The sequence below is a fragment of the Micrococcus sp. NPDC078436 genome (assembly GCF_040702705.1).
Classification (GTDB): domain Bacteria; phylum Actinomycetota; class Actinomycetes; order Actinomycetales; family Micrococcaceae; genus Micrococcus.
Genome location: NZ_JBFBLX010000003.1, coordinates 48,090 through 67,141 on the forward strand (window position 1 = coordinate 48,090; position 19,052 = coordinate 67,141).

Consider the following 19,052-nt stretch of genomic DNA (forward strand, 5'->3'; position numbering starts at 1 on the left):
AGGGCCGGAACGGACCCCCGACGGGCACCACATCGTCGTGGACGGGCGGACGTGGCGATGCGCACCCTGCTGCGCGCCCGTCGCCAGGGCACGACCATCTGTCCCTCCGACGCCGCGCGCGTGGCCGGAGGCGAGGACTGGCGTGACCTGATGGACGCCGCGCGCGAGGTGGCCGCCGAGCTGCACGCGGACGGCGTCGCGGAGGTGCGGCAGAAGGGCAAGAGGGTGGAGGACCCGCGCGCCGCGCGCGGGCCGATCCGGCTCGCGGCAGGACCGGAGCTGGGGTGAGAGCCGGACTCTGCTGAGGCCGGCCGGGGCTTCCCCGGCCCCCGCGGCCGCTCGTACACCGGGTCCATGGGTGAGGGGGAGGACGAGCCCGGCGCCCCGCAGGCCAAGGACCCGGAGACGGACGAGGCCCTGCGTCGGGAGCACCGACCTCCGCGCGCGTCTCCACTCCACGGCGTCGCCCGCCCCGAGGGATTGTTGAACAACCCGCCCCGCTGGTCCATCATGGAGTGATCTGGGCGACACCGCGCGAGAGGACCCTTCCATGCACATCGACCTGAACAGCGACGTCGGCGAGTCGTTCGGCAACTGGACCATGGGCGACGACGCCGCCATCTTCCAGAGCGTCTCCTCCGCGAACGTGGCCTGCGGCTTCCACGCCGGCGACCCCTCGGGCATCGCGCAGACGTGCCGCGACGCCGTCGCGGGCGGCATCACGATCGGCGCCCACGTGGGCTACCGCGACCTCGCCGGCTTCGGCCGCCGCTTCCTGGACTGCTCGCCCACCGAGCTCGCCGACGACGTGCTCTACCAGCTGGGCGCCCTCGAGGCCCTGGCCCGCTCCGCCGGCGGCACCATCCGCTACGTGAAGCCGCACGGCGCCCTCTACAACACGATCGTCCACCACCAGGCGCACGCCCAGGCCGTCGTCGACGCCGTCAAGGCCTTCGGCGGCGACCTCCCGCTGCTGCTCCTGCCGGGCTCGATCGCCCTGGACAAGGCCGAGAAGGCCGGACTGCGCGGCGTCGCCGAGGCGTTCGCGGACCGCGGCTACACCCCCGACGGCACGCTCGTCTCGCGCCGCGAGCCCGGTGCAGTCCTCCACGACGAGGCCGAGGTGGCCGAGCGCATGGTGCGCCTGGCCACCCACGGCGTCCTCCGCGCCGTGGACGGCACGGACGTCCGCGTCGAGGCGGAGAGCATCTGCCTCCACGGGGACACCCCCGGCGCCGTCGCGATGGCCGCCGCCGTCCGGGCGGGCCTGGAGTCCGCGGGCGTCGAGATCCGGCCCTTCGCGTGAGCCGCCCCGCGTTCCGCGCGCCGACCCTGCGCTGGGCAGGACCCACCGCGCTGCTGCTCGAGTGCGCGAACCTGGGCGACGTGATGCGCCTGCATGCGCACGTCACCGCTCACCCCTTCCAGGGCCAGCGCGAGGCGATCGCCGCGGCCGAGACCGTCCTCCTCGTCTTCCGCACGCGCGGCGAGGCCCTGGACGCCTCCCGGGAGGTCATCGGCATCGTCCCGGACGACCATGTGGCCGACGAGGCACGCACCGTCACCGTCGACGTCCTCTACGACGGCGAGGACCTCGCCGACGTCGCCGAGCTCACCGGGATGAGCGTGGACGCCGTGATCGCGGCGCACACGAGCGCCGACTGGTTCGGCGCCTTCGGCGGCTTCGCCCCCGGCTTCACCTACTGCGCCGCGGACCCCGCCCCGTTCGAGGCCCCCCGCCGCACGAGCCCGCGCACCGCGGTGCCGGCCGGCTCCGTGGCCGTGGCCGGGGAGTTCTCCGCCGTGTACCCGCGCGTCTCGCCCGGAGGCTGGCAGCTCCTCGGCCGCACCGACGCCGTCCTCTGGGACCTCGAGCGCGCCGAGCCGGCCCTGATCCGCCCCGGCGACCGTGTGCGCTACCGCGCCGTCCGCGAGCTCGCCACGCTCACCGCGGCCCCCGCCCCCGCTCCGGCCCAGGCCGACGACGCGGCGCCCGCCGCCGACCGCCCCGGCCTGACGGTGGTGGAGCCCGGCATGCAGTCGCTCATCCAGGACCTCGCCCGCCACGGCTGGGGCGATCTCGGCGTCACGCCGTCCGGCGCCGCCGACCGCACGGCGGCGCGCCAGGCCAACCGGATCGTCGGCAACACCTCCGGCGAGGCCGTCATCGAGACGCTCCTGGGCGGGCTCACCCTCACGGCCCGCGGGACGCAGGTGCTCGCACTGACCGGCGCGGAGGCGCGCGGCGCCATCACCGCCGTGCCCGCCGACCTCGGCCCCGCGACGCGCCCCGCCCCCGTGGGCGTCCCGTTCGCCCTCCTGGACGGCGAGACCCTCACCCTCGAGGAGCCGGCCGCGGGCCTGCGCACCTATGTGGGCCTGCGCGGCGGGATCGACGTGCCGCTCGTGCTCGGCAGTCGCGCCACGGACGTGATGTCCGGGATCGGCCCGAAGCCGCTGGCCGCGGGCACCCGCGTCGACCGCCGTCTGGACCCGGGCCACGCCCTCGTGGGCGATCCCGAGCCGCCCGTGCGCGTCACCCCGACCGCCGGCTCCGTCACGGAGCTGCGCATCGTGCTGGGCCCCCGCGACGACTGGTTCGACGCCGCCTCGATCGATCGCCTCACCACGCAGGAGTGGCTCGTCACCGCCGAGTCCAACCGGATCGGCGTGCGCCTGGCCGCCCCCGAGGACGGCGCCCCGCTCGTGCGCTCCCGCGAGGGCGAGCTCGCGAGCGAGGGCGTGTTCACGGGCTCGCTGCAGGTGCCGCCCTCGGGGCAGCCCGTCCTGTTCCTGGCCGACCACCCGGTGACGGGCGGCTATCCGGTGATCGCCGTCGTCGCCCCCGAGGACCTCGGCGCCGCAGCCCAGCTCCCCCCGGGCGCCCGCGTGCGCCTCACCCCCATCTCCGTGACGGACCCCGCGCCCGTCGACCCCGCTGTCACCGACCCCGCCGAGGAGGCCTGAGCCATGCCGCAGCTCACCAAGATCCTGATCGCCAACCGAGGCGAGATCGCCGTGCGCGTCGCGCGCGCCTGCCGTGACCACGGCCTGGCCTCCGTCGCCGTGTACTCGGACCCGGACGCGGACGCCCTGCACGTGGCCGTCGCCGACGAGGCCTTCCACCTGCCCGGCACCTCCTCCGCCGAGACGTACCTGGACATGGATGCGCTCATCGACGTCGCCCGCCGCGCGGGCGCCGACGGCGTGCACCCGGGCTACGGCTTCCTCTCCGAGAACGCGGACTTCGCCCAGAAGGTCATGGACGCCGGCCTGACCTGGATCGGCCCCACCCCGCAGGCGATCCGCGACCTGGGCGACAAGATCACCGCCCGCGCGATCGCCCAGCGTGCCGGCGCCCCGCTCGTGCCCGGCTCCGACGGCCCTGTGGAGTCCCCCGCCGAGGCGCGCGCCTTCGCGGAGGAGCACGGCCTGCCGATCGCCATCAAGGCGGCCTTCGGCGGCGGCGGCCGCGGCATCAAGGTGGTCCGCGAGCTCGACGACGTGGAGGACGCCTTCGCCTCCGCCACCCGTGAGGCCGTGACGGCCTTCGGCCGCGGCGAGTGCTTCGTGGAGCGCTTCCTGGACCGGCCGCGCCACGTGGAGGCCCAGGTCCTGGCGGACACGCACGGCACCGTCGTGGTGGTGGGCACGCGAGACTGCTCCCTGCAGCGCCGCAACCAGAAGCTCGTGGAGGAGGCCCCCGCCCCGTTCCTCACGGACGAGCAGCGCACCCGCATCCACGAGTCCGCCCGCCGCATCTGCGCCGAGGCCGGCTACACCGGCGCCGGCACCGTGGAGTACCTCGTCGCCCCGGACGGGCTCATCAGCTTCCTCGAGGTGAACACCCGCCTGCAGGTGGAGCACCCCGTCACCGAGGAGACCACCGGCGTGGACCTCGTGGGCGAGCAGTTCCGCATCGCGGCGGGGGAGCGGCTCTCCCTCACCGAGGACCCGAGGCCGCGCGGCCACGCCCTCGAGTTCCGGCTCAACGCCGAGGACCCGGCCATGGGCTTCCTGCCCTCGCCCGGCCCGGTGGAGGTGTTCGAGTCCCCGACCGGACCCGGCATCCGCGTGGACTCGGGCGTGCGCTCCGGCTCCGTGGTGCCCGGGCACTACGACTCGCTCATGGCCAAGCTCATCGTGTGGGGTGCGGACCGCCCCCAGGCCATCGCCCGCGCGAAGGACGCCCTCGCCGAGCTGCGCATCGAGGGCCTGCCCTCCGTGCTGCCGTTCCACCGCGCCGTCCTGGACGACGAGGACTTCACCCGCGCGGACCGGATGGGCGTGTACACCACGTGGATCGAGTCGGCCTTCGCCGCCGAGCTCGAGTCCTCGCCGTACCTCGGTGCCGCCGCGCCGGAGAACACGCGCACCCAGATGACCGTGGACATCGACGGCCGGGCCGTCCGCCTGGGGCTGCCGTCCGCCGTCCACGCCGCGCTCCTGGGCGGGGGCGGCTCCCGGGGCCGCGCGGCGCTCGCCGCCGCCCCCGCGGCGGAGGACGCCGGTGCCGTCACGGCCCCCATCACCGGCTCGCTCGTGGCGTGGAAGGCCGACGACGGCGCGCAGATCGCCGCGGGCGACGTCGTGGCCGTGATGGAGGCCATGAAGATGGAGACCACCGTGAAGGCTCCGTCCGCCGGCGTCTTCCGCCGCGAGTCGCTCGAGCCCGGCACCGCCCTCACCCGAGGCCAGCGGCTGGGCGTCGTGGGCGGATGAGGCTCGGCAGCCGCGGTCCCCGGCGTCCCGATGGCGCCGGGAGCCCGCCCTCCCTGGAGCCCGCCGCCGTCGGGGCCGCCCGGCGCGTGCGCGAGCGCATCGCCGCCGCGCAGCTGGCCCCGGGCACGCGGCTGGGGGAGGTGGCCCTCGCCGCGGAGCTGGGCGTGAGCCGCAACAGCCTCCGAGAGGCCTTCGCGGCGCTCGCCGCAGAGCGCCTGCTGGTGCGTATCCCGCACCGCGGCGTGTTCGTGGCTCACCCCACGGAGGCCGACGTCTCCGAGATCTTCCGCACCCGTCGCGTGATCGAGCTGGGCGCGCTCCGCTGGGGCAGCCCGGATCGCATCGCCGTGGAGGAGCTGGCCGAGATCGCCCGCCTGGCCGCCGACGCGGACCGGGAGCCCCGCCTGCTCGGCGACGTGAACCACCGGCTCCACGCGGCGATCGTCCGGCTGCTGGACTCCCGCGACCTCGAGGCCGTCATGGACGGCGTCCTCGCCCGCCTGCGCCTCGCGTTCCAGCCGATGGACGTCCTGACCGACCTCCACCCGCGCTTCGCCGCGCGCAACCGCCGGCTGGCCGAGCTCATCGCGGACGGGGAGCTCGAGTCCGCGGCCGAGATCCTGGGCCCCTACCTCGACGAGGCCGAGCACACGGTGCTCGAGCACCTCGGCTCCCGCGGCGGACGGCCGGGCCCGCAGCTCTCCGCCAGCGGCTGACGGCCCACGGACGACGAGACGCCCTCCCGGTCCGCTGTGGACCGGGAGGGCGTCTCGTCGTCCGCGCGGGGTGCGAGCGGTCAGCCCGCGAAGAGCTGGAGCATGGGCTGGAAGGCGCGCACGGCGATGAACACCGAGAGCAGCCACGCGAGCACGCCCACCGCGATGAGCCACACCGGGTAGCGGTATCCGCCCATGAGGTCGCGGCGGAAGGCGGCGACGATGAGCAGCACGGCGAAGCCCACCGGCAGGATCAGGGCGTTGAACGCGCCGGCGAACACCAGCAGCGTGGTGGGCGCCTGGCGCAGCACCAGGTACAGCACCGCGCACACCACGATGAACCCCACCGTCAGCAGGTTGCGGGTCCCGTCCGAGGTGGTGGACTTCGTGATGAAGGAGACCGAGGTGTAGGAGGCACCGATCACCGAGGTGAGGGCGGCGGCCCAGAAGATCACGCCGAACATGCGCAGGCCGACCTCGCCGGCGGCGGCCTGGAAGGCGTGGGCGGCCTGGTTCGTGGTGCCCAGGTCCGCGCCGGAGGCCACCACGCCGAGGACGGCGAGGAAGAGCAGCACGCGCATCAGGCCGGTGATGATGATCGAGAGCACGGAGCTGTTGGTGATGGACTTGACGCTGTCCACGCCGGAGACGCCCGAGTCGATCATGCGGTGCGCGCCGGCGTACGTGATGTAGCCGCCCACGGTGCCGCCGACGAGGGTGGCCAGCGCGAGGAACATGCTCTGGTCCAGGTTGCCGACGTTCACGGACTGGGTCAGCGCCTCGCCCACCGGCGGGTTCGAGACGATCGCCACGTAGAGCATCAGGGCGATCATGAGGGCGCCCAGGATGACGACGATGCGGTCCAGTGCGGCGCCGGCGCGCTTCGAGAGGAAGATCGCGATGGCGATCAGGGCGGAGACGGCGCCGCCGATCAGGGCGTCCGCGCCGAGCATGGCGTTGAGGCCGAGGCCGGTGCCGGCGATGTTGCCGATGTTGAAGACCATGCCGCCGATGAACACGAGGGCGGAGAGCAGCCAGCCGAGGCCGGGGAGCACGCGGTTGGCCAGCTCCTGCGCACGCAGGCCGGCGACGCCGATGACGCGCCACACGTTCATCTGAACGGCGATGTCGATGAGGATCGAGACCAGGATCGCCAGGGCGAACGCGGCGCCGAGCTGCACCGTGAACGTGGAGGTCTGGGTGATGAACCCGGGGCCGATCGCACTCGTGGCCATGAGGAACATGGCGCCGAGCAGGGCCGTGCGGCGCTGGGGGGAGGAGAGGGCGGTGGAGCCCTGGGCGGGCGTGCTCTGCGTCGTCCCCTGCGGGGCGGGAGCGGGATGTGCCATGGGGGGCCTTCCGGAGGAGTGGGGAGCGCGCGGGGGTCCCGGCAGGGGTGATTCCTGTCACGTGGCGCGAAGGTGACGGTACATGTTGTTCAACAATCTGGCCAGTCATCCGGCGGTGCCGGAGGAGTGTCCCGGCGTGGACGTGACGTTCCGCCGCCGCGCGTCGGGGCTGCCACGGAGGTCTGACATGGGAGGGTCTTCTGCATGGCATCGTCGTCCCCGGCCCCCCATCCCGCCTCGGAGGAGGAGCGGGCCGGCCTGGCCCGCCTTCTGGAGGATCCGCTCCAGACGAGTGAGACCAGCCGGGACGAACGACTCGCGTGGGGCGTGACGGTGGCCGCGATGCTGGCCGCCCAGTCCAGGCTCGAGGCCTCCCTGCACCGGGAGTGCGGCGTCACGCCCTTCGAGTACCACCTCCTGATGGTGCTCCTCGGCGAGGACGGCGATCCCGAGTCCGGCGAGGTGGCCATGAGTGTGGCGGCCACCCGCGTGAGCTCCTCCCTCTCCCGTCTGTCACACGTGGTGCGCCGGCTCGAGGCGCGCGGCTGGCTGGCCAGACGCCCCTCCGCCACCGACGCCCGCGTCACCCTGGTGCGCCTCACGTCCGAGGGCCTCGAGCGTGCCGTGCGGTGCTCGGCGGTCTACACCCGCCTGGTGGGTGAGATATGGGTGCAGCACCTGGACGAGACGGACGTCCGTGACGCCGCGCGGGTGTCCGCGAAGGTCCTCGCGGGCCTGCGTGAGGACCACTGGATCCTCCCGCTCGCGTCCGAGGCGTCCGCCGACGCCGACGCGCGCAGGTCCGCCGGGCCGGGTCCGCGCGCCGGCTCCTGATCCGTGCTCCGGCACGTCGCCGCGCTCCTTCGGACCGAGTTTGGTCCGCATGGGGTGCTCCCCGTAAGATGGGACGGCGCACGCCGCGTTGTTCTCATTCTCCCTGCCCTCGGGCGTGGGGGCTGGGTCGGAAAAGCAACGCGCTCCCGCAGACCGGATCCCGGTGACGTCCCCTCCCGTGGGGCGAGCCGGGGCTCACCGTTCACACCAGCGATCCCATAAGGCACTTCGGTTGGCTCTCACCCAGCCTGGTCCACCTTTTCGAGAAGTCGCAGTAAGAGTGCGGTGTCCACACCCGGGGCGGGGCTCACAGGTTGTCCCTGGACGACGAGTCCGGGGCGCAGCGCACTGCGGGTTCCGCCCGTCCTTTTACTACTACTTGCCACGAGGAGTGATCATGGCAGCACACTGCCAGGTAACCGGGGCTGGGCCGGGATTCGGCCACAGCATCTCCCACTCGCATCGCCGCAACAAGCGTCGGTTCGACCCGAACATCCAGAAGAAGACCTACTGGGTCCCGTCCCTGCGCCGCAACGTCACGCTGACGCTGTCGGCCAAGGGCATCAAGACCATCGACGTGCGCGGCATCGACGCCGTCATCGCGGATCTCATCGCGAAGGGAGTGAAGTTCTGACATGGCCAAGGACAAGGACGTTCGTCCGATCATCAAGCTGAAGTCCACCGCCGGCACGGGCTACACCTACGTGACGCGCAAGAACCGCCGCAACAACCCGGATCGCATCACCCTGAAGAAGTACGACCCGGTGGTCCGCAAGCACGTCGACTTCCGAGAGGAGCGCTGAGATGGCCAAGAAGTCCATGATCGCCAAGAACGAGCAGCGCAAGGCCATCGTCGCCCGCTGGGCCGAGAAGCGCGCCGAGATGCGCAAGACCCTGGTCGACCCCGACGCCTCGGACGAGGCCCGCGAGGCCGCCCGCATCGGCCTGCAGAAGATGCCCCGCGACGCCTCGCCGGTGCGCGTGCGCAACCGCGACGTCATCGACGGCCGCCCCCGTGGCACCTTCCAGCGCTTCGGCATCTCCCGCGTGCGCTTCCGCGACATGGCGCACCGTGGCGAGCTGCCCGGCGTGACCAAGTCCTCCTGGTGACCTGAGGCGCCGGGCCCCTCGGCCCGGTGCGTCGGAGACCGGCCCTCGACGGCCGTCGCCACCCCGCCGACGGCGGTGGGCGCCATCCCTGCGATGGCCCCACCGCCGTCGGCGTTCGTGCACCTGGGGGCGTTCCGGCCCGGAATTCGCGGAATCACGCCGCTCAGATGGGGCGGAGGCCGGACGCAGGTGGTACGTTCGCAACTGGCAGCCCGGGTCGATCGGCCCGGGTCCGACATCAACGTCCCACAGGGAGGACCCCATGGCCATGAACCGCAAGGATCTCGTCGCCGCCGTCGCTGAGCGCGCCGGCACCACCCAGTCCGCCGTCAGCGACACCGTGGATGCGCTCTTCGAGGTGCTCTCCGCTCAGGTGAAGAAGGGCGAGAAGGTCTCGATCCCCGGCTGGCTCGCCGTCGAGCGCACCGAGCGCAAGGAGCGCACCGGCCGCAACCCCCGCACCGGCGAGGAGATCACCATCCCGGCCGGTCACTCCGTGAAGGTCACCGCCGGCTCCAAGCTCAAGGCCGCCGCCTCCGAGTGATCGGTCTCGGTGCCTGAGCGCCTCGTGACGAGGCGGCCGGCACGGCCCAGACGGGCGCCCCGCACGCGCGGGGCGCCCGTCGTCGTCTCGGCGGGCGATCTCCGGACTGCGTCCGCGTCCACGAGGCGTAGAATCGAGGGCACCGCCGGTCCCGCGACGTAGGGGGGAGGAGCCCGCCATGGAACACGCGTCCCCGCGTGTCGTCCGCGGCCCCGCCCGCCTGCTGCGAGGCTGGGCCGGCGCCTCCGCGATGACCCTGCTCGCCGCCCTGTTCCACACGGCCGCCTCCCCGGGCCACGGCGCTCCGGGGCCGGGCCTGCTGCTCGCGAGCACCGTCCTCGCCGCCCCGCTGTGCACCGCCCTCGCCGGCCGCGCCCTGAGCCTGTGGCGCACCGTGGCGGCCGTGAGCGGGGCGCAGGGCCTCTTCCACGCGCTGTACGGCCTCTCCCACGGCGGGCACTCTGTGGCCGCCGCCTCCGCCGAGCACGCCGGCCACCTCGGCCGCGCCACGGCCGGGGGAGCGCCGCTGCTCGCGGTGGTGCCCGGACCGGCGTCGGCCGGGGCGCCGACGGACGCCGGGGCGGCCATGCTCGCGGCGCACCTCGTCGCCGCCATCCTCACCGTGGCGGTGCTGCGCTGGGGCGAGCGCGCCGTCGTGGCGCTCGCGGAGCGCGTCCTGGAGACCACCCTGATCCTGTGGGCCAGCGCCCCCGTCCCCGCCCCGGCCCGCCCCGCGGGTCGCCCGGCCCCGCGCGCCGCGGGCCCCGTGGAGTCCCTCCTCGTCCTCAGCACGCCGGGTCTGCGCGGGCCGCCCTTCGCCCTCGCGGCCTGATGGCGCCCCGTGGGCGCGGGCCGCACGCGCCCCCACCCGCTCTGCATCTCGGCCCCGGCCGCGGCACGTCCGCGCCACCGAGGGCCGGGGAGGACACCATGCACCCCCACACCCCCGTCTCAAGCCCCGACTCGACCCCCGTCTCCATCCCCCGCCACTCCCGCATCGCCCTGCGCGCCGCCGCCGGGCTCGCGCTGCTCCCCGCCCTGGCCCTGGCCGGGGCGACGCCGGCCGCCGCGCACGACGAGCTGGTCAAGGCCGTCCCCGCGCAGGGGGCGTCCGCAACCGACGCGCCGTCCGAGGTCTCGCTGACCTTCAGCGGCGACCTGATCGACGGCCAGGGCATCAAGAACCTGGCGCAGGTGCGCGACGCGCACGGCAGTCAGTGGCAGGCCGGCCCCGGCACCGTCGACGGGCCCACCCTGAGCGTGCCCCTGTGCGAGGGCCTGCCGAACGGCGCGTACGACGTCGCCTACCGCGTGGTCTACTCGGACGGCCACTCCGAGGAGCAGACCTACGCGTTCACCGTGGAGGACCCCGCCGCCCCGGCCGAGGGCACCGCGCCCGAGGGCTGCGGCGTGGCCGCCGCCGGCACCTCCACCCCCGCATCGACGTCTCCGGCCGCCGGGGAGTCCTCGGCGCCGTCCGAGTCCACCACAGCCGGCTCCACCGCGTCCGACCCGGCGGCGTCGTCCGCCGCGGCCGCGAACGCACCGGCCTCGGCCGAGGACGAGGGGCTGCCCGGCTGGGTGTGGCCTCTCGGCATCGGCGGCCTGCTGGTGCTGGGCCTCGGCGCGCTCGCGCTGCACCGCAAGGCCACGGCGCTCGGCCACCTCGACGCCGACCGCTGAGCGCTCTCCCACCGCCTCACCGACGCCAGCCGCCCCCGGACACCCGGGGCGCGCGGCCGCGACGTCGTCCCCGCATCTCCGGCGCGTCCTCGCGCCCTTCCCTCTGAAAGACACCGACATGCCCTCGAACACCACCCATCCCTCCTCCCGCCTCGGCCTCGCCGCCGTCCTCGCCGCCTCGGCCCTCACCCTGAGCGCGTGCACCGGCGGCGCCGAGCCCGCTCCGACGTCCAGCGCTGCGCCCGGCTCGGCGGCCACGGTCTCCGCCTCCTCCGCCCCCGGTGCCGCGTCGTCGTCGCCGGCCGCGTCCGGCTCCGGCACCGCCGCCTCCGAGGGCGCCCAAGCCGCGTCCCTGCGCGTCGTGGACCCGTGGACCAAGGCCGTCGACGGCGCCATGACCGGCTCGTTCGGCACGCTCGAGAACGCGTCCGACGCCCCGCTCCACATCGTCTCCGTGACCTCGCCGTCCGCTCCCCGCGCGGAGCTGCACGAGATGGCCGACGGCCCGAACGGCCAGAAGGTCATGCGCGAGACCGAGGACGGCCTCACCGTGCCGGCCGGGGGCTCGCTGGAGCTCGTGCCCGGTGGTCGTCACGTCATGCTCATGGGCCTCACGGACCCCGTGGAGCCGGGCGAGGAGGTCGCCTACACGCTGGCCCTCGAGGACGGCTCCACGCTCGACGTGCGGTCTCTCGCCCGCCCGTTCACGGGGGCGAACGAGTCCTACCACGGCGGTGAGGCGGGGTCGGCGGCCCCCTCCTCCCTGGACCACTCGGGGATGGAGCACGGCACCTCCTCCGCCGCGGCACCGGGATCGGCCGGCCATGGAGACCACTGACCCCACCCGACGCGGGCTCCTCTTCGGCGCCGGAGCGCTCGGCGGGGGCATGCTCGGATCCGCCCTGGGGTTCGGCGCCGGCCACGCGGCCGGCGCCCCCGGGTCGGCGGCCCCCGCTCCGGGGACCCCGTCCGCCTCGCCCTCCGACGTCATGGGCGACACCGGCCTCGAGGGCGCCGAGCCCGGCTCCGGCTGGGCCGAGCCGGGCGGCGAGGCCGCGCGCGTCGCGGTCAGCTCGCCTGTGGGCACGGACACCGTGCCGTTCCACGGACCGCGCCAGGCCGGCGTCGACACCCCCGCCCAGACGCATGCCCTGTTCCTCGCGCTCGACCTCGAGCCGGGGACGGACCGTGAGCGGATCGGCCGACTGCTGCGCCTGCTGAGCGATGACGCCGCCCGCCTCACACAGGGGCGGGCGACCCTGGCCGACACCGAGCCCGAGCTCGCCGCCGCGCCCGCACGGCTGACGGTGACGTTCGGCTTCGGGCCGGAGCTGGTGCGGCGGGTGAAGCCGGCGGCCGTCCCGGAGTGGCTGGGGCCGCTGCCGGCCTTCCCCGAGATCGATCGGCTCGAGGCACGCTTCAGCGGCGGTGACCTGCTGCTGCAGATCTGCGGCGACGACCGCGTCTCGGTGGCGCACGCCCGCCGGATGCTCCTCAAGGTCGCGCGACCGTTCGCGGGGCTGCGCTGGTCGCAGGAGGGGTTCCGCTCCGCCCGCGGCGCGCACCCCACCGGCACCACGATGCGCAACCTCTTCGGCCAGGTGGACGGGACGGCGAACCCCGCCGCCGAGACGCCGCACCTCGACCGCGTGGTCTGGGGCGTCGGGGCCGAGCAGGTGGGCATCCGCCCGTGGATCACGGACGGCACGTCCCTGGTGCTGCGGCGGATCGACATGCTCATGGACACGTGGGACGAGCTGGACCGCCCGGCGAAGGAGAAGACGATCGGCCGCACCCTCGGCACGGGCGCCCCGCTCACCGGGGAGGCGGAGGGGGATGCGCCGGACTTCGCGGCGCTCGGCCCTGCCGGGTTCCCCGTCATCCCGGAGGACTCCCACCTGGCCCGCGCCCGGATGGACGTCCCCGAGTACGGGATGCTCCGGCGCGGCTACAACTACGACGACGGCCCGACCGGTGCCGGACTCCTCTTCGCCGCCTACCAGGCGGACGTGGAGCGGCAGTTCGTCCCGGTGCAGCGGCGGCTCGCCGAGTCCGACCGGCTCAACATCTGGACGCGCCCGGTCGGCTCCGCCGTGTTCGCGATCCCGCCCGGCTGCGCCGAGGGCGGCTTCGTGGGCGACGTCCTGTTCGCCTGATCCTCCGCCCCTGCTGATTGAATGGATCCCATGCCCTCCGCTCCCGCTTCCCCCGCCGACGCGCCCGCGTCGGCCGCACCGCGCTCCACGGATCCCAGGACCGTCGGCCGCGTCGGCGTGCCCGCGTGGGTGTGGCCCGTGGCCGCGGCCGTCGGCGTGCTCGCGCTCGTGCTGACCGCGTGGTTGACCGGCGTCTCCGCGGCCCGCGCGCTCTCGGACCCCGGCCCGATCACGCGGTGGGGCGTGCCGCTCGCGACGGCGGTCTCCCACACCGCCATGGCCCTCACCATCGGTGCGACCATCCTGGCGGCCGGGATCCTCCCCCCGCACGCGGCCGGCGCGGAACGGCGGCACCGCTCGGGCGCCCAGTGCCGTGTCGACGCCGCCGCGGGGCCGCTGCCGGAGCACCCGGCCTTCGCGCGGGTGATGCAGGTGGCCGCGTGGGCGGCGGGGACGTGGACGGTGGCGGCGCTCGCCGTCGGGATCCTCTCCTACTCGGACCTGGCCGGCATCCCGGTGACCGCGGGGCAGGGGTTCACGGACGGGCTCCTGGCCTACGCGGCCTCCATCTCCGTGGGCCGCGCGTGGTTCTGGGTCACGGTGATCGCCGCCGTGGTGACCACCCTCGTGATCGCGGTGCGTTCCCACTCCGGGCTGTTCTGGACCGGCATCCTCGCGATGCTGGCGATCGTCCCGCTCGCGCTGATCGGCCACGCGGCCGGCGGCGACGACCACTACGGCGCCGTGAACTCGATCGGCCTGCACCTGATCGGCGTCGTCACGTGGGTGGGCGGCCTGCTCGCCCTCGCCGCGATCTCGAGCACGCTGACCGGGCCGAACGGGGCGCAGGGCCACGGCGCGAGCACCCGCCGCCAAGGCCCCGCGCCCCTGCTGCACACCGTGGTCTCCCGCTACTCCCTCCTCGCCGGGCTGGGCCTGGCGACCGTGGTGCTGTCCGGCATCGTGAACGCCGCGCTGCGCATGGAGCACCTCTCCCAGCTGGCCAGCCCGTACGGCCTCGTCGTCGTCGCCAAGGCCGTGGCCGCCGTGGTGCTCGGCGCCATCGGGCTCGTGCACCGGCGCAGCATCATCCCCCGCCTGGGCGCGGACGGGGAGGCGGAGAGCCCGGCCGCGGCCCGCCGACTGCTGTGGCAGCTGATCGCGGTGGAGGCGGTGATCATGGCGGCCGTCATGGGCGTCTCCGCCGTCCTCGCCCGCACCGCGCCGCCCAAGCCGGAGGAGCTGGCCCCGGACGCCACCCCGGCCCGCATCCTCACCGGGTACGAGATGCCCCCCGAGCTCACGCCCGAGCGCTGGTTCACCCTGTGGCGCGTCGACTGGCTGTGGGTGGCCATCATCGCGTTCCTGGCCGTGTGGTACGTCCGCTCCACCCTCCAGCTGCACCGGCGCGGCGACCGCTGGCCCGTGCTGCGCACCCTCTCCTGGCTCACGGGCCTCGCCGTGCTCCTGTGGGCGACGTCCGGCGCTCCCGCGGTGTACGGCATGGTGCTGTTCAGCGCGCACATGGTGGGCCACATGACGCTGACCATGATCGTGCCCCTGTTCCTCGTGATGGGCGCCCCCATCACGCTCGCGCTGCGCGCCCTGCCCTCGCGCACGGACGGCACGCGCGGGCCGCGCGAGTGGATCCTGTGGATCGTGCACTCGCCGTGGGGCCGGTTCATCACGAACCCGATCGTGGCGGGGGTGAACTTCGCCGGGTCGATCCTCGTCTTCTACTACACGGACTTCTTCCGGTTCGCCCTCGAGGAGCACGTGGGGCACGAGTTCATGAACGTGCACTTCCTTCTCACCGGGTTCATCTTCGCCCTGGTCATGGTGGGCTCGGACCCGCTGCCCGACCGCCCGGCGTACCCGCTGCGCCTCGTGCTGCTGCTGGCCACCATGGTGTTCCACGCGTTCATCGGCGTGGCCATGACCTCCTCCACGGGCCTGCTCCAGGCCTCGTGGTTCGGCAACCTCGGCCGGGACTGGGGTCCGCCCGCCCTCGAGGACCAGCGCATCGGCGGCGGCATCATGTGGGGCATCGGCGAGTTCCCCACCGTGGCCATGGCCGTGACCGTGGCGGTGCTCTGGTACCGCAGCGACACGAAGAACGCCGTGCGCCTGGACCGCAAGGCCGACCGGGACGGCGACGCCGAGCTGAACGCGTGGAACGCCATGTACGCGAACCTGAACCACGCGCCGGCCCCGGCGCACGGGTCACCCTCCGTGGGAGCCCCGCCCGTCCGCGCGTCCGCCGCCGAGACCCCCGCCGCCGAGAGCGCCGGCGCGGCGAGCCCCGCCGACCACCTCCAGGAGCCCCAGCATGGCCGCTGACCCGCGTCCCCACCGTCCCTCGTCCCGGGCCCCGCGGCGCCGCGGCCTCGCCGGGATCGCGGCGGCGTCCGCGCTCGTCCTCGCGGGCTGCGGCGCCGGCGACGCCGGCGACGGGGGCGACGCGGGCGCCGGTCCGTCCCCCGGCGCGTCCGTGCCCGCTGCCGAGGCCAGCTCCGCCGCCGCCGGGCTGGACGTGGGGGACCGGCCGGACCAGCGCATGGCCGAGGCCGCCGCGCTGCGGGCCGCGACCTTCGGCTTCATCCGGCAGCAGGCCGCCTCGGAGCAGGAGATCGCCGCGGCGCGCGAGGACAGCCGCCAGCGGCAGGCCGACGGCGGCCGCACCACGGTGGAGCCCGCCTCCTGCAAGCCGCCCCTCGCGGCTCTCGACTTCTCGCCGATCCTGCTCGACCAGGAGGAGGTGACGCGCGTCGACGTGGGCGCGGACTCCTTCTCCGGCACCGGAACGGTGGAGGTGGCCACGCTCGACGGCCCGGGGCGCCAGCAGGTGGAGCAGCATCTGCAGACCGCGAACAGCCTGCTGGCCGACTGCCGGCAGATGGACGTGACGGTGCGCGAGGGCGGCGGCACCGAGGACTACCGACTCCTCACCCGGCCCGCCGAGCTCTCGGACGGCTCGCCTGCCCAGTCCGGCCTCGTGTGGCAGCGCTCGCTGGCCTCGGAGGAGTCCCCGCAGCTGACCGCGCAGGTGCTCACCGCCGTCGCCGGCGACCACGTGGTGATGGTGTCCTTCTCGGGGCAGGACCAGGCCGGGGAGCGGCAGTTCACCCTGATGGCCGAGGAGATCCTGGCCGCGGCGCTGCGCGCGGGCTGACCGCCGCGCTCTCGGGCAGCGAGGTGCGGCCGGCCGGGCGGCCGCGGTGGCCGGAGCCGCCGCGGCCCGCGGCCCCGGCTTTGCGACGCGGCATGTCGTGACCCGCGGGGCGGGGGACCACAATGGACGCCATGACGTCGCAGAATGCCGCCTCGCCCACCCTCCCCGTGCCGCGCACGAGCGCCCGCGTGCGGGCCTCCGAGCTCGTGGGCCGCGGCTGGCTCAACACCGGCGGGGAGACCGTCACCCTCGCGGACCTGCGCGGCAAGATCGTGATCCTCGACTTCTGGACGTTCTGCTGCATCAACTGCCTCCACGTGCTGGACGAGCTGCGCCCCCTGGAGGAGGAGTTCTCGGACGTGGTGGTGACCGTGGGCGTGCACTCGCCCAAGTTCGAGCACGAGGCGGACCCGGCGGCGCTCGCGGCCGCCGTCGAGCGCTACGCGATCGCCCACCCCGTGCTGGACGACCCCGAGCTGACCACGTGGCAGGCCTACTCGGCGCGCGCGTGGCCCACCCTCGTGGTGGTGGACCCCGAGGGGTGCATCGCCGCCACCCTCTCCGGTGAGGGCCACGTGGCGGGCCTGCACTCCCTCGTGCAGGAGCTCGTGGCGGAGCACGAGGCCAAGGGCACCCTGCACCGGGGCAGCGGGCCGTACGTGCCGCCGGCCCCGGTGGCGCGGGACCTGAAGTTCCCCGGCAAGGCCGTCTCGCTCGGCGGGCGCGGCTCGCAGCCGGGCGCGTTCCTCGTGGCGGACACGGGACACCACCGGATCGTCGAGGTCGCCGAGGACCTCACCACCGTGCTGCGCGCGTGGGGCGGCGGGGACCCGGCGCAGGCCTCGGCGGAGGCGGCCGGGCTCGCCCTCCCGACGCCGGGCACGCGCGGGCACCGCGACGGCGGCCCGGAGACCGCCCTCTTCAACGAGCCCAACGGCCTGCTCGTGCTGCCCGAGGACGTGGCGGCCCGGCTCGGGTGCGACGTGCTGGTGGCCGACACCGTGAACCACCGCCTGCGCGGTCTCTCGCTCACCACGGGCGAGGTCACCACCCTGGCCGGCAACGGCGTGCAGCGCCTGATCGACTCCGAGCGGGCCAAGGCCGCGGCCGGCGCCGACGGGGCGGACCCCGCGGACGGCCCCGCCGTCGACCTGGGCGTGATCGAGGCGGACCCGCTGACCGTCTCCCTCTCCTCGCCGTGGGACCTCGCGTGGGACGGCGCGGCCGGGCGCGTGGTCGTGGCGATGGCCGGCACGCACCAGCTCTTCTCCTTCGACCCCGAGGCGCGTCGCCTCGCGGTCTTCGCGGGCACCGGCCTCGAGGGTCTCACCGACGGCGCCGCCGCCACCGCGTGGTTCGCGCAGACCTCCGGCCTCTCCTACGGCCCGGACGCCACCCTGTGGGCCGCCGACTCCGAGACCTCCGCGATCCGCTGGGTGCGCGAGGCGGACGGGGAGCGCACGGTGGGCACCGCCGTCGGGACGGGCCTGTTCGACTTCGGCTTCGTGGACGGCGAGGCCGCCCAGGCCCGGCTCCAGCACCCGCTCGGGGTGACCGCGCTGCCGGACGGCTCCGTGCTCGTGGCGGACACGTACAACGGGGCGATCCGCCGGTACGCGCCCGCCGGCGAGGACGCCGCCGGCCGCCCGACGCCGGCCGTGGTCTCCACCCTGGCGCGGGGTCTCCAGGAGCCCTCCGACGTGCTCGTGGAGGAGGACGCGGAGGGGAACGCGAGCGCGATCGTCGTCGTGGAGACCAACGCGCACCGGCTCGTGCGGATCGGCGTGCCCGAGGAGTACCTGAGCGTGGACGAGGGCGCGCGTCAGACGCAGCGGCCCCGCACGCCGATGGTGGCGGGCGAGGTGACCCTGGGGATCGGCTTCGCGGCGCCCTCCGGGCAGAAGCTCGACGACCGCTGGGGCGACCCCACGCAGCTCAAGGTCTCCTCCTCGCCGGAGGAGCTGCTCCTCGAGGGCGCGGGCACGTCCACGGGGCTGAGCCGCACGCTGCGCCTGAACCCGGACGTCCCCGAGGGCGTCCTGCACATCACCGCGCGCGCCGCGGCGTGCGACGGCGAGAAGGGCCAGCCGATCCCGGACCACGCGGCCTGCCACCTGTACCAGCAGGACTGGGGGATCCCCGTGAGCGTGCACGCCCCCGGGCAGGCCCCGGAGGGTGCGGAGTCCCGCCTGGACCTGGACCTGCGCGGGATACACTGAGCCCGACGTCCCACCGCCGACCCGAAGGGTGCGCAGTCCCATGACCACGCTCATCGTCGCCTCGTCCCACCACGGCTCCACCCGCGAGATCGCCGAGCGCGTCGCCGAGGTGCTGCGGACCAGCCAGTCCGTGGAGACCGTCGTGGAGGATCCCGCCGGCGCCGGCGCCTGGCTGGACACCGCGGACGCCGTCATCGTCGCCGCGCCCGTGTACACCGGCTCCCTCGACGCGGAGGCCAAGCACTTCCTGGACTCTCGCCGCGCCGAGCTGTCCCTGCGCCCGCTGGTCATCCTGGCCTCCGGCGGCGCCCCGGAGCCGCTGCCCAAGGTCGCCGCGCAGCTCGAGACCTACGGTGCCCGGGACGTGGCCTACTTCCGCGGGGCCCTCGTGGAGGAGCGGCTCAGCTGGATCGAGCGCATGAAGCTGAAGGTCTCCAAGAACGAGCACTACGGCGACTTCCGCGACTGGGACGCCATCGAGCGCTGGGCCAAGTCCCTCACGCACCACGGCGTGCGCTGACCCCGCGGCGCCTCCACCGACGACGTC

20 protein-coding genes are annotated in these 19,052 nt (G+C 74.8%); 19 read left to right on the forward strand and 1 reads right to left on the reverse strand.

What is annotated here, in order from left to right:
- The first annotated feature begins 57 nt into the window (after positions 1 to 57).
- The 6 genes from AB0302_RS02805 to AB0302_RS02830 all read left to right on the forward strand — a co-directional run bounded on the left by AB0302_RS02805 (position 58) and on the right by AB0302_RS02830 (position 5,438).
- Positions 58 to 288, forward strand: a complete 231-nt coding sequence (locus AB0302_RS02805; protein ID WP_366370527.1) for a DUF3253 domain-containing protein — start codon at positions 58 to 60, stop codon at positions 286 to 288.
- 66 nt (positions 289 to 354) lie between these two features.
- The gene (locus AB0302_RS02810; protein ID WP_298985093.1) at positions 355 to 519 is read left to right on the forward strand and encodes a hypothetical protein; all 165 of its coding nucleotides are present in this window, start codon (positions 355 to 357) and stop codon (positions 517 to 519) included.
- Positions 520 to 550: 31 nt separating this feature from the next.
- A complete protein-coding gene (locus tag AB0302_RS02815) occupies positions 551 to 1,306 on the forward strand; it encodes a 5-oxoprolinase subunit PxpA (RefSeq protein ID WP_366370473.1) in 756 nt (251 codons plus the stop codon).
- Entirely contained in the window at positions 1,303 to 2,967 is a 1,665-nt protein-coding gene (locus AB0302_RS02820; protein WP_366370474.1) for a 5-oxoprolinase/urea amidolyase family protein, read from the forward strand. Before AB0302_RS02815 ends, AB0302_RS02820 begins: the two co-directional genes overlap by 4 nt.
- Before the next feature lie 3 nt (positions 2,968 to 2,970).
- A complete protein-coding gene (locus tag AB0302_RS02825) occupies positions 2,971 to 4,722 on the forward strand; it encodes a biotin carboxylase N-terminal domain-containing protein (RefSeq protein ID WP_319074518.1) in 1,752 nt (583 codons plus the stop codon).
- A gap of 86 nt (positions 4,723 to 4,808) precedes the next feature.
- Entirely contained in the window at positions 4,809 to 5,438 is a 630-nt protein-coding gene (locus tag AB0302_RS02830; RefSeq protein WP_366370475.1) for a GntR family transcriptional regulator, read from the forward strand.
- A gap of 80 nt (positions 5,439 to 5,518) precedes the next feature.
- Here the strand turns inward: AB0302_RS02830 and AB0302_RS02835 are convergent, their stop codons facing one another.
- The gene (locus tag AB0302_RS02835) at positions 5,519 to 6,787 is read right to left on the reverse strand and encodes an NRAMP family divalent metal transporter (RefSeq protein ID WP_366370476.1); all 1,269 of its coding nucleotides are present in this window, start codon (positions 6,785 to 6,787) and stop codon (positions 5,519 to 5,521) included.
- A 204-nt stretch (positions 6,788 to 6,991) separates the two neighbouring features.
- Between AB0302_RS02835 and AB0302_RS02840 the strand changes: the two genes are divergently transcribed.
- From AB0302_RS02840 to AB0302_RS02900, 13 genes are all read left to right on the forward strand, one after another.
- The gene (locus tag AB0302_RS02840; RefSeq protein WP_298985083.1) at positions 6,992 to 7,621 is read left to right on the forward strand and encodes a MarR family winged helix-turn-helix transcriptional regulator; all 630 of its coding nucleotides are present in this window, start codon (positions 6,992 to 6,994) and stop codon (positions 7,619 to 7,621) included.
- Between the two features lie 397 nt (positions 7,622 to 8,018).
- On the forward strand, positions 8,019 to 8,255 hold the full coding sequence (gene rpmB, locus AB0302_RS02845; protein WP_248116269.1) for a 50S ribosomal protein L28: 237 nt from the start codon (positions 8,019 to 8,021) through the stop codon (positions 8,253 to 8,255).
- Position 8,256: 1 nt separating this feature from the next.
- Positions 8,257 to 8,424: a 50S ribosomal protein L33 gene (gene rpmG / locus AB0302_RS02850; protein WP_017488899.1), complete on the forward strand. Its 168-nt coding sequence runs from the start codon at positions 8,257 to 8,259 to the stop codon at positions 8,422 to 8,424.
- A gap of 1 nt (position 8,425) precedes the next feature.
- Entirely contained in the window at positions 8,426 to 8,731 is a 306-nt protein-coding gene (gene rpsN, locus AB0302_RS02855; protein ID WP_248116271.1) for a 30S ribosomal protein S14, read from the forward strand.
- A 262-nt stretch (positions 8,732 to 8,993) separates the two neighbouring features.
- Positions 8,994 to 9,275: an HU family DNA-binding protein gene (locus AB0302_RS02860; RefSeq protein ID WP_248116273.1), complete on the forward strand. Its 282-nt coding sequence runs from the start codon at positions 8,994 to 8,996 to the stop codon at positions 9,273 to 9,275.
- Positions 9,276 to 9,453: 178 nt separating this feature from the next.
- Positions 9,454 to 10,107 (forward strand): hypothetical protein, encoded by a 654-nt coding sequence (locus tag AB0302_RS02865; RefSeq protein ID WP_366370477.1) that lies wholly within the window; start codon positions 9,454 to 9,456, stop codon positions 10,105 to 10,107.
- Between the two features lie 98 nt (positions 10,108 to 10,205).
- On the forward strand, positions 10,206 to 10,958 hold the full coding sequence (locus AB0302_RS02870; RefSeq protein ID WP_298712442.1) for a copper resistance CopC family protein: 753 nt from the start codon (positions 10,206 to 10,208) through the stop codon (positions 10,956 to 10,958).
- Between the two features lie 118 nt (positions 10,959 to 11,076).
- On the forward strand, positions 11,077 to 11,796 hold the full coding sequence (locus tag AB0302_RS02875) for a copper chaperone PCu(A)C (RefSeq protein ID WP_366370478.1): 720 nt from the start codon (positions 11,077 to 11,079) through the stop codon (positions 11,794 to 11,796).
- Positions 11,783 to 13,114 carry a Dyp-type peroxidase gene (locus AB0302_RS02880; RefSeq protein WP_366370479.1) on the forward strand — a complete coding sequence of 444 codons (1,332 nt, stop codon included), beginning with the start codon at positions 11,783 to 11,785 and terminating at the stop codon, positions 13,112 to 13,114. The genes AB0302_RS02875 and AB0302_RS02880 overlap by 14 nt, the downstream gene beginning before the upstream one ends.
- A 30-nt stretch (positions 13,115 to 13,144) precedes the next feature.
- Positions 13,145 to 15,454, forward strand: a complete 2,310-nt coding sequence (locus AB0302_RS02885) for a cytochrome c oxidase assembly protein (RefSeq protein WP_366370480.1) — start codon at positions 13,145 to 13,147, stop codon at positions 15,452 to 15,454.
- Entirely contained in the window at positions 15,444 to 16,286 is an 843-nt protein-coding gene (locus AB0302_RS02890) for a hypothetical protein (protein WP_366370481.1), read from the forward strand. The genes AB0302_RS02885 and AB0302_RS02890 overlap by 11 nt, the downstream gene beginning before the upstream one ends.
- A gap of 131 nt (positions 16,287 to 16,417) precedes the next feature.
- Positions 16,418 to 18,505: an NHL domain-containing thioredoxin family protein gene (locus AB0302_RS02895; protein ID WP_319074536.1), complete on the forward strand. Its 2,088-nt coding sequence runs from the start codon at positions 16,418 to 16,420 to the stop codon at positions 18,503 to 18,505.
- Positions 18,506 to 18,545: 40 nt separating this feature from the next.
- Positions 18,546 to 19,025 carry a flavodoxin domain-containing protein gene (locus tag AB0302_RS02900; RefSeq protein WP_298712460.1) on the forward strand — a complete coding sequence of 160 codons (480 nt, stop codon included), beginning with the start codon at positions 18,546 to 18,548 and terminating at the stop codon, positions 19,023 to 19,025.
- Positions 19,026 to 19,052 lie beyond the last annotated feature (27 nt).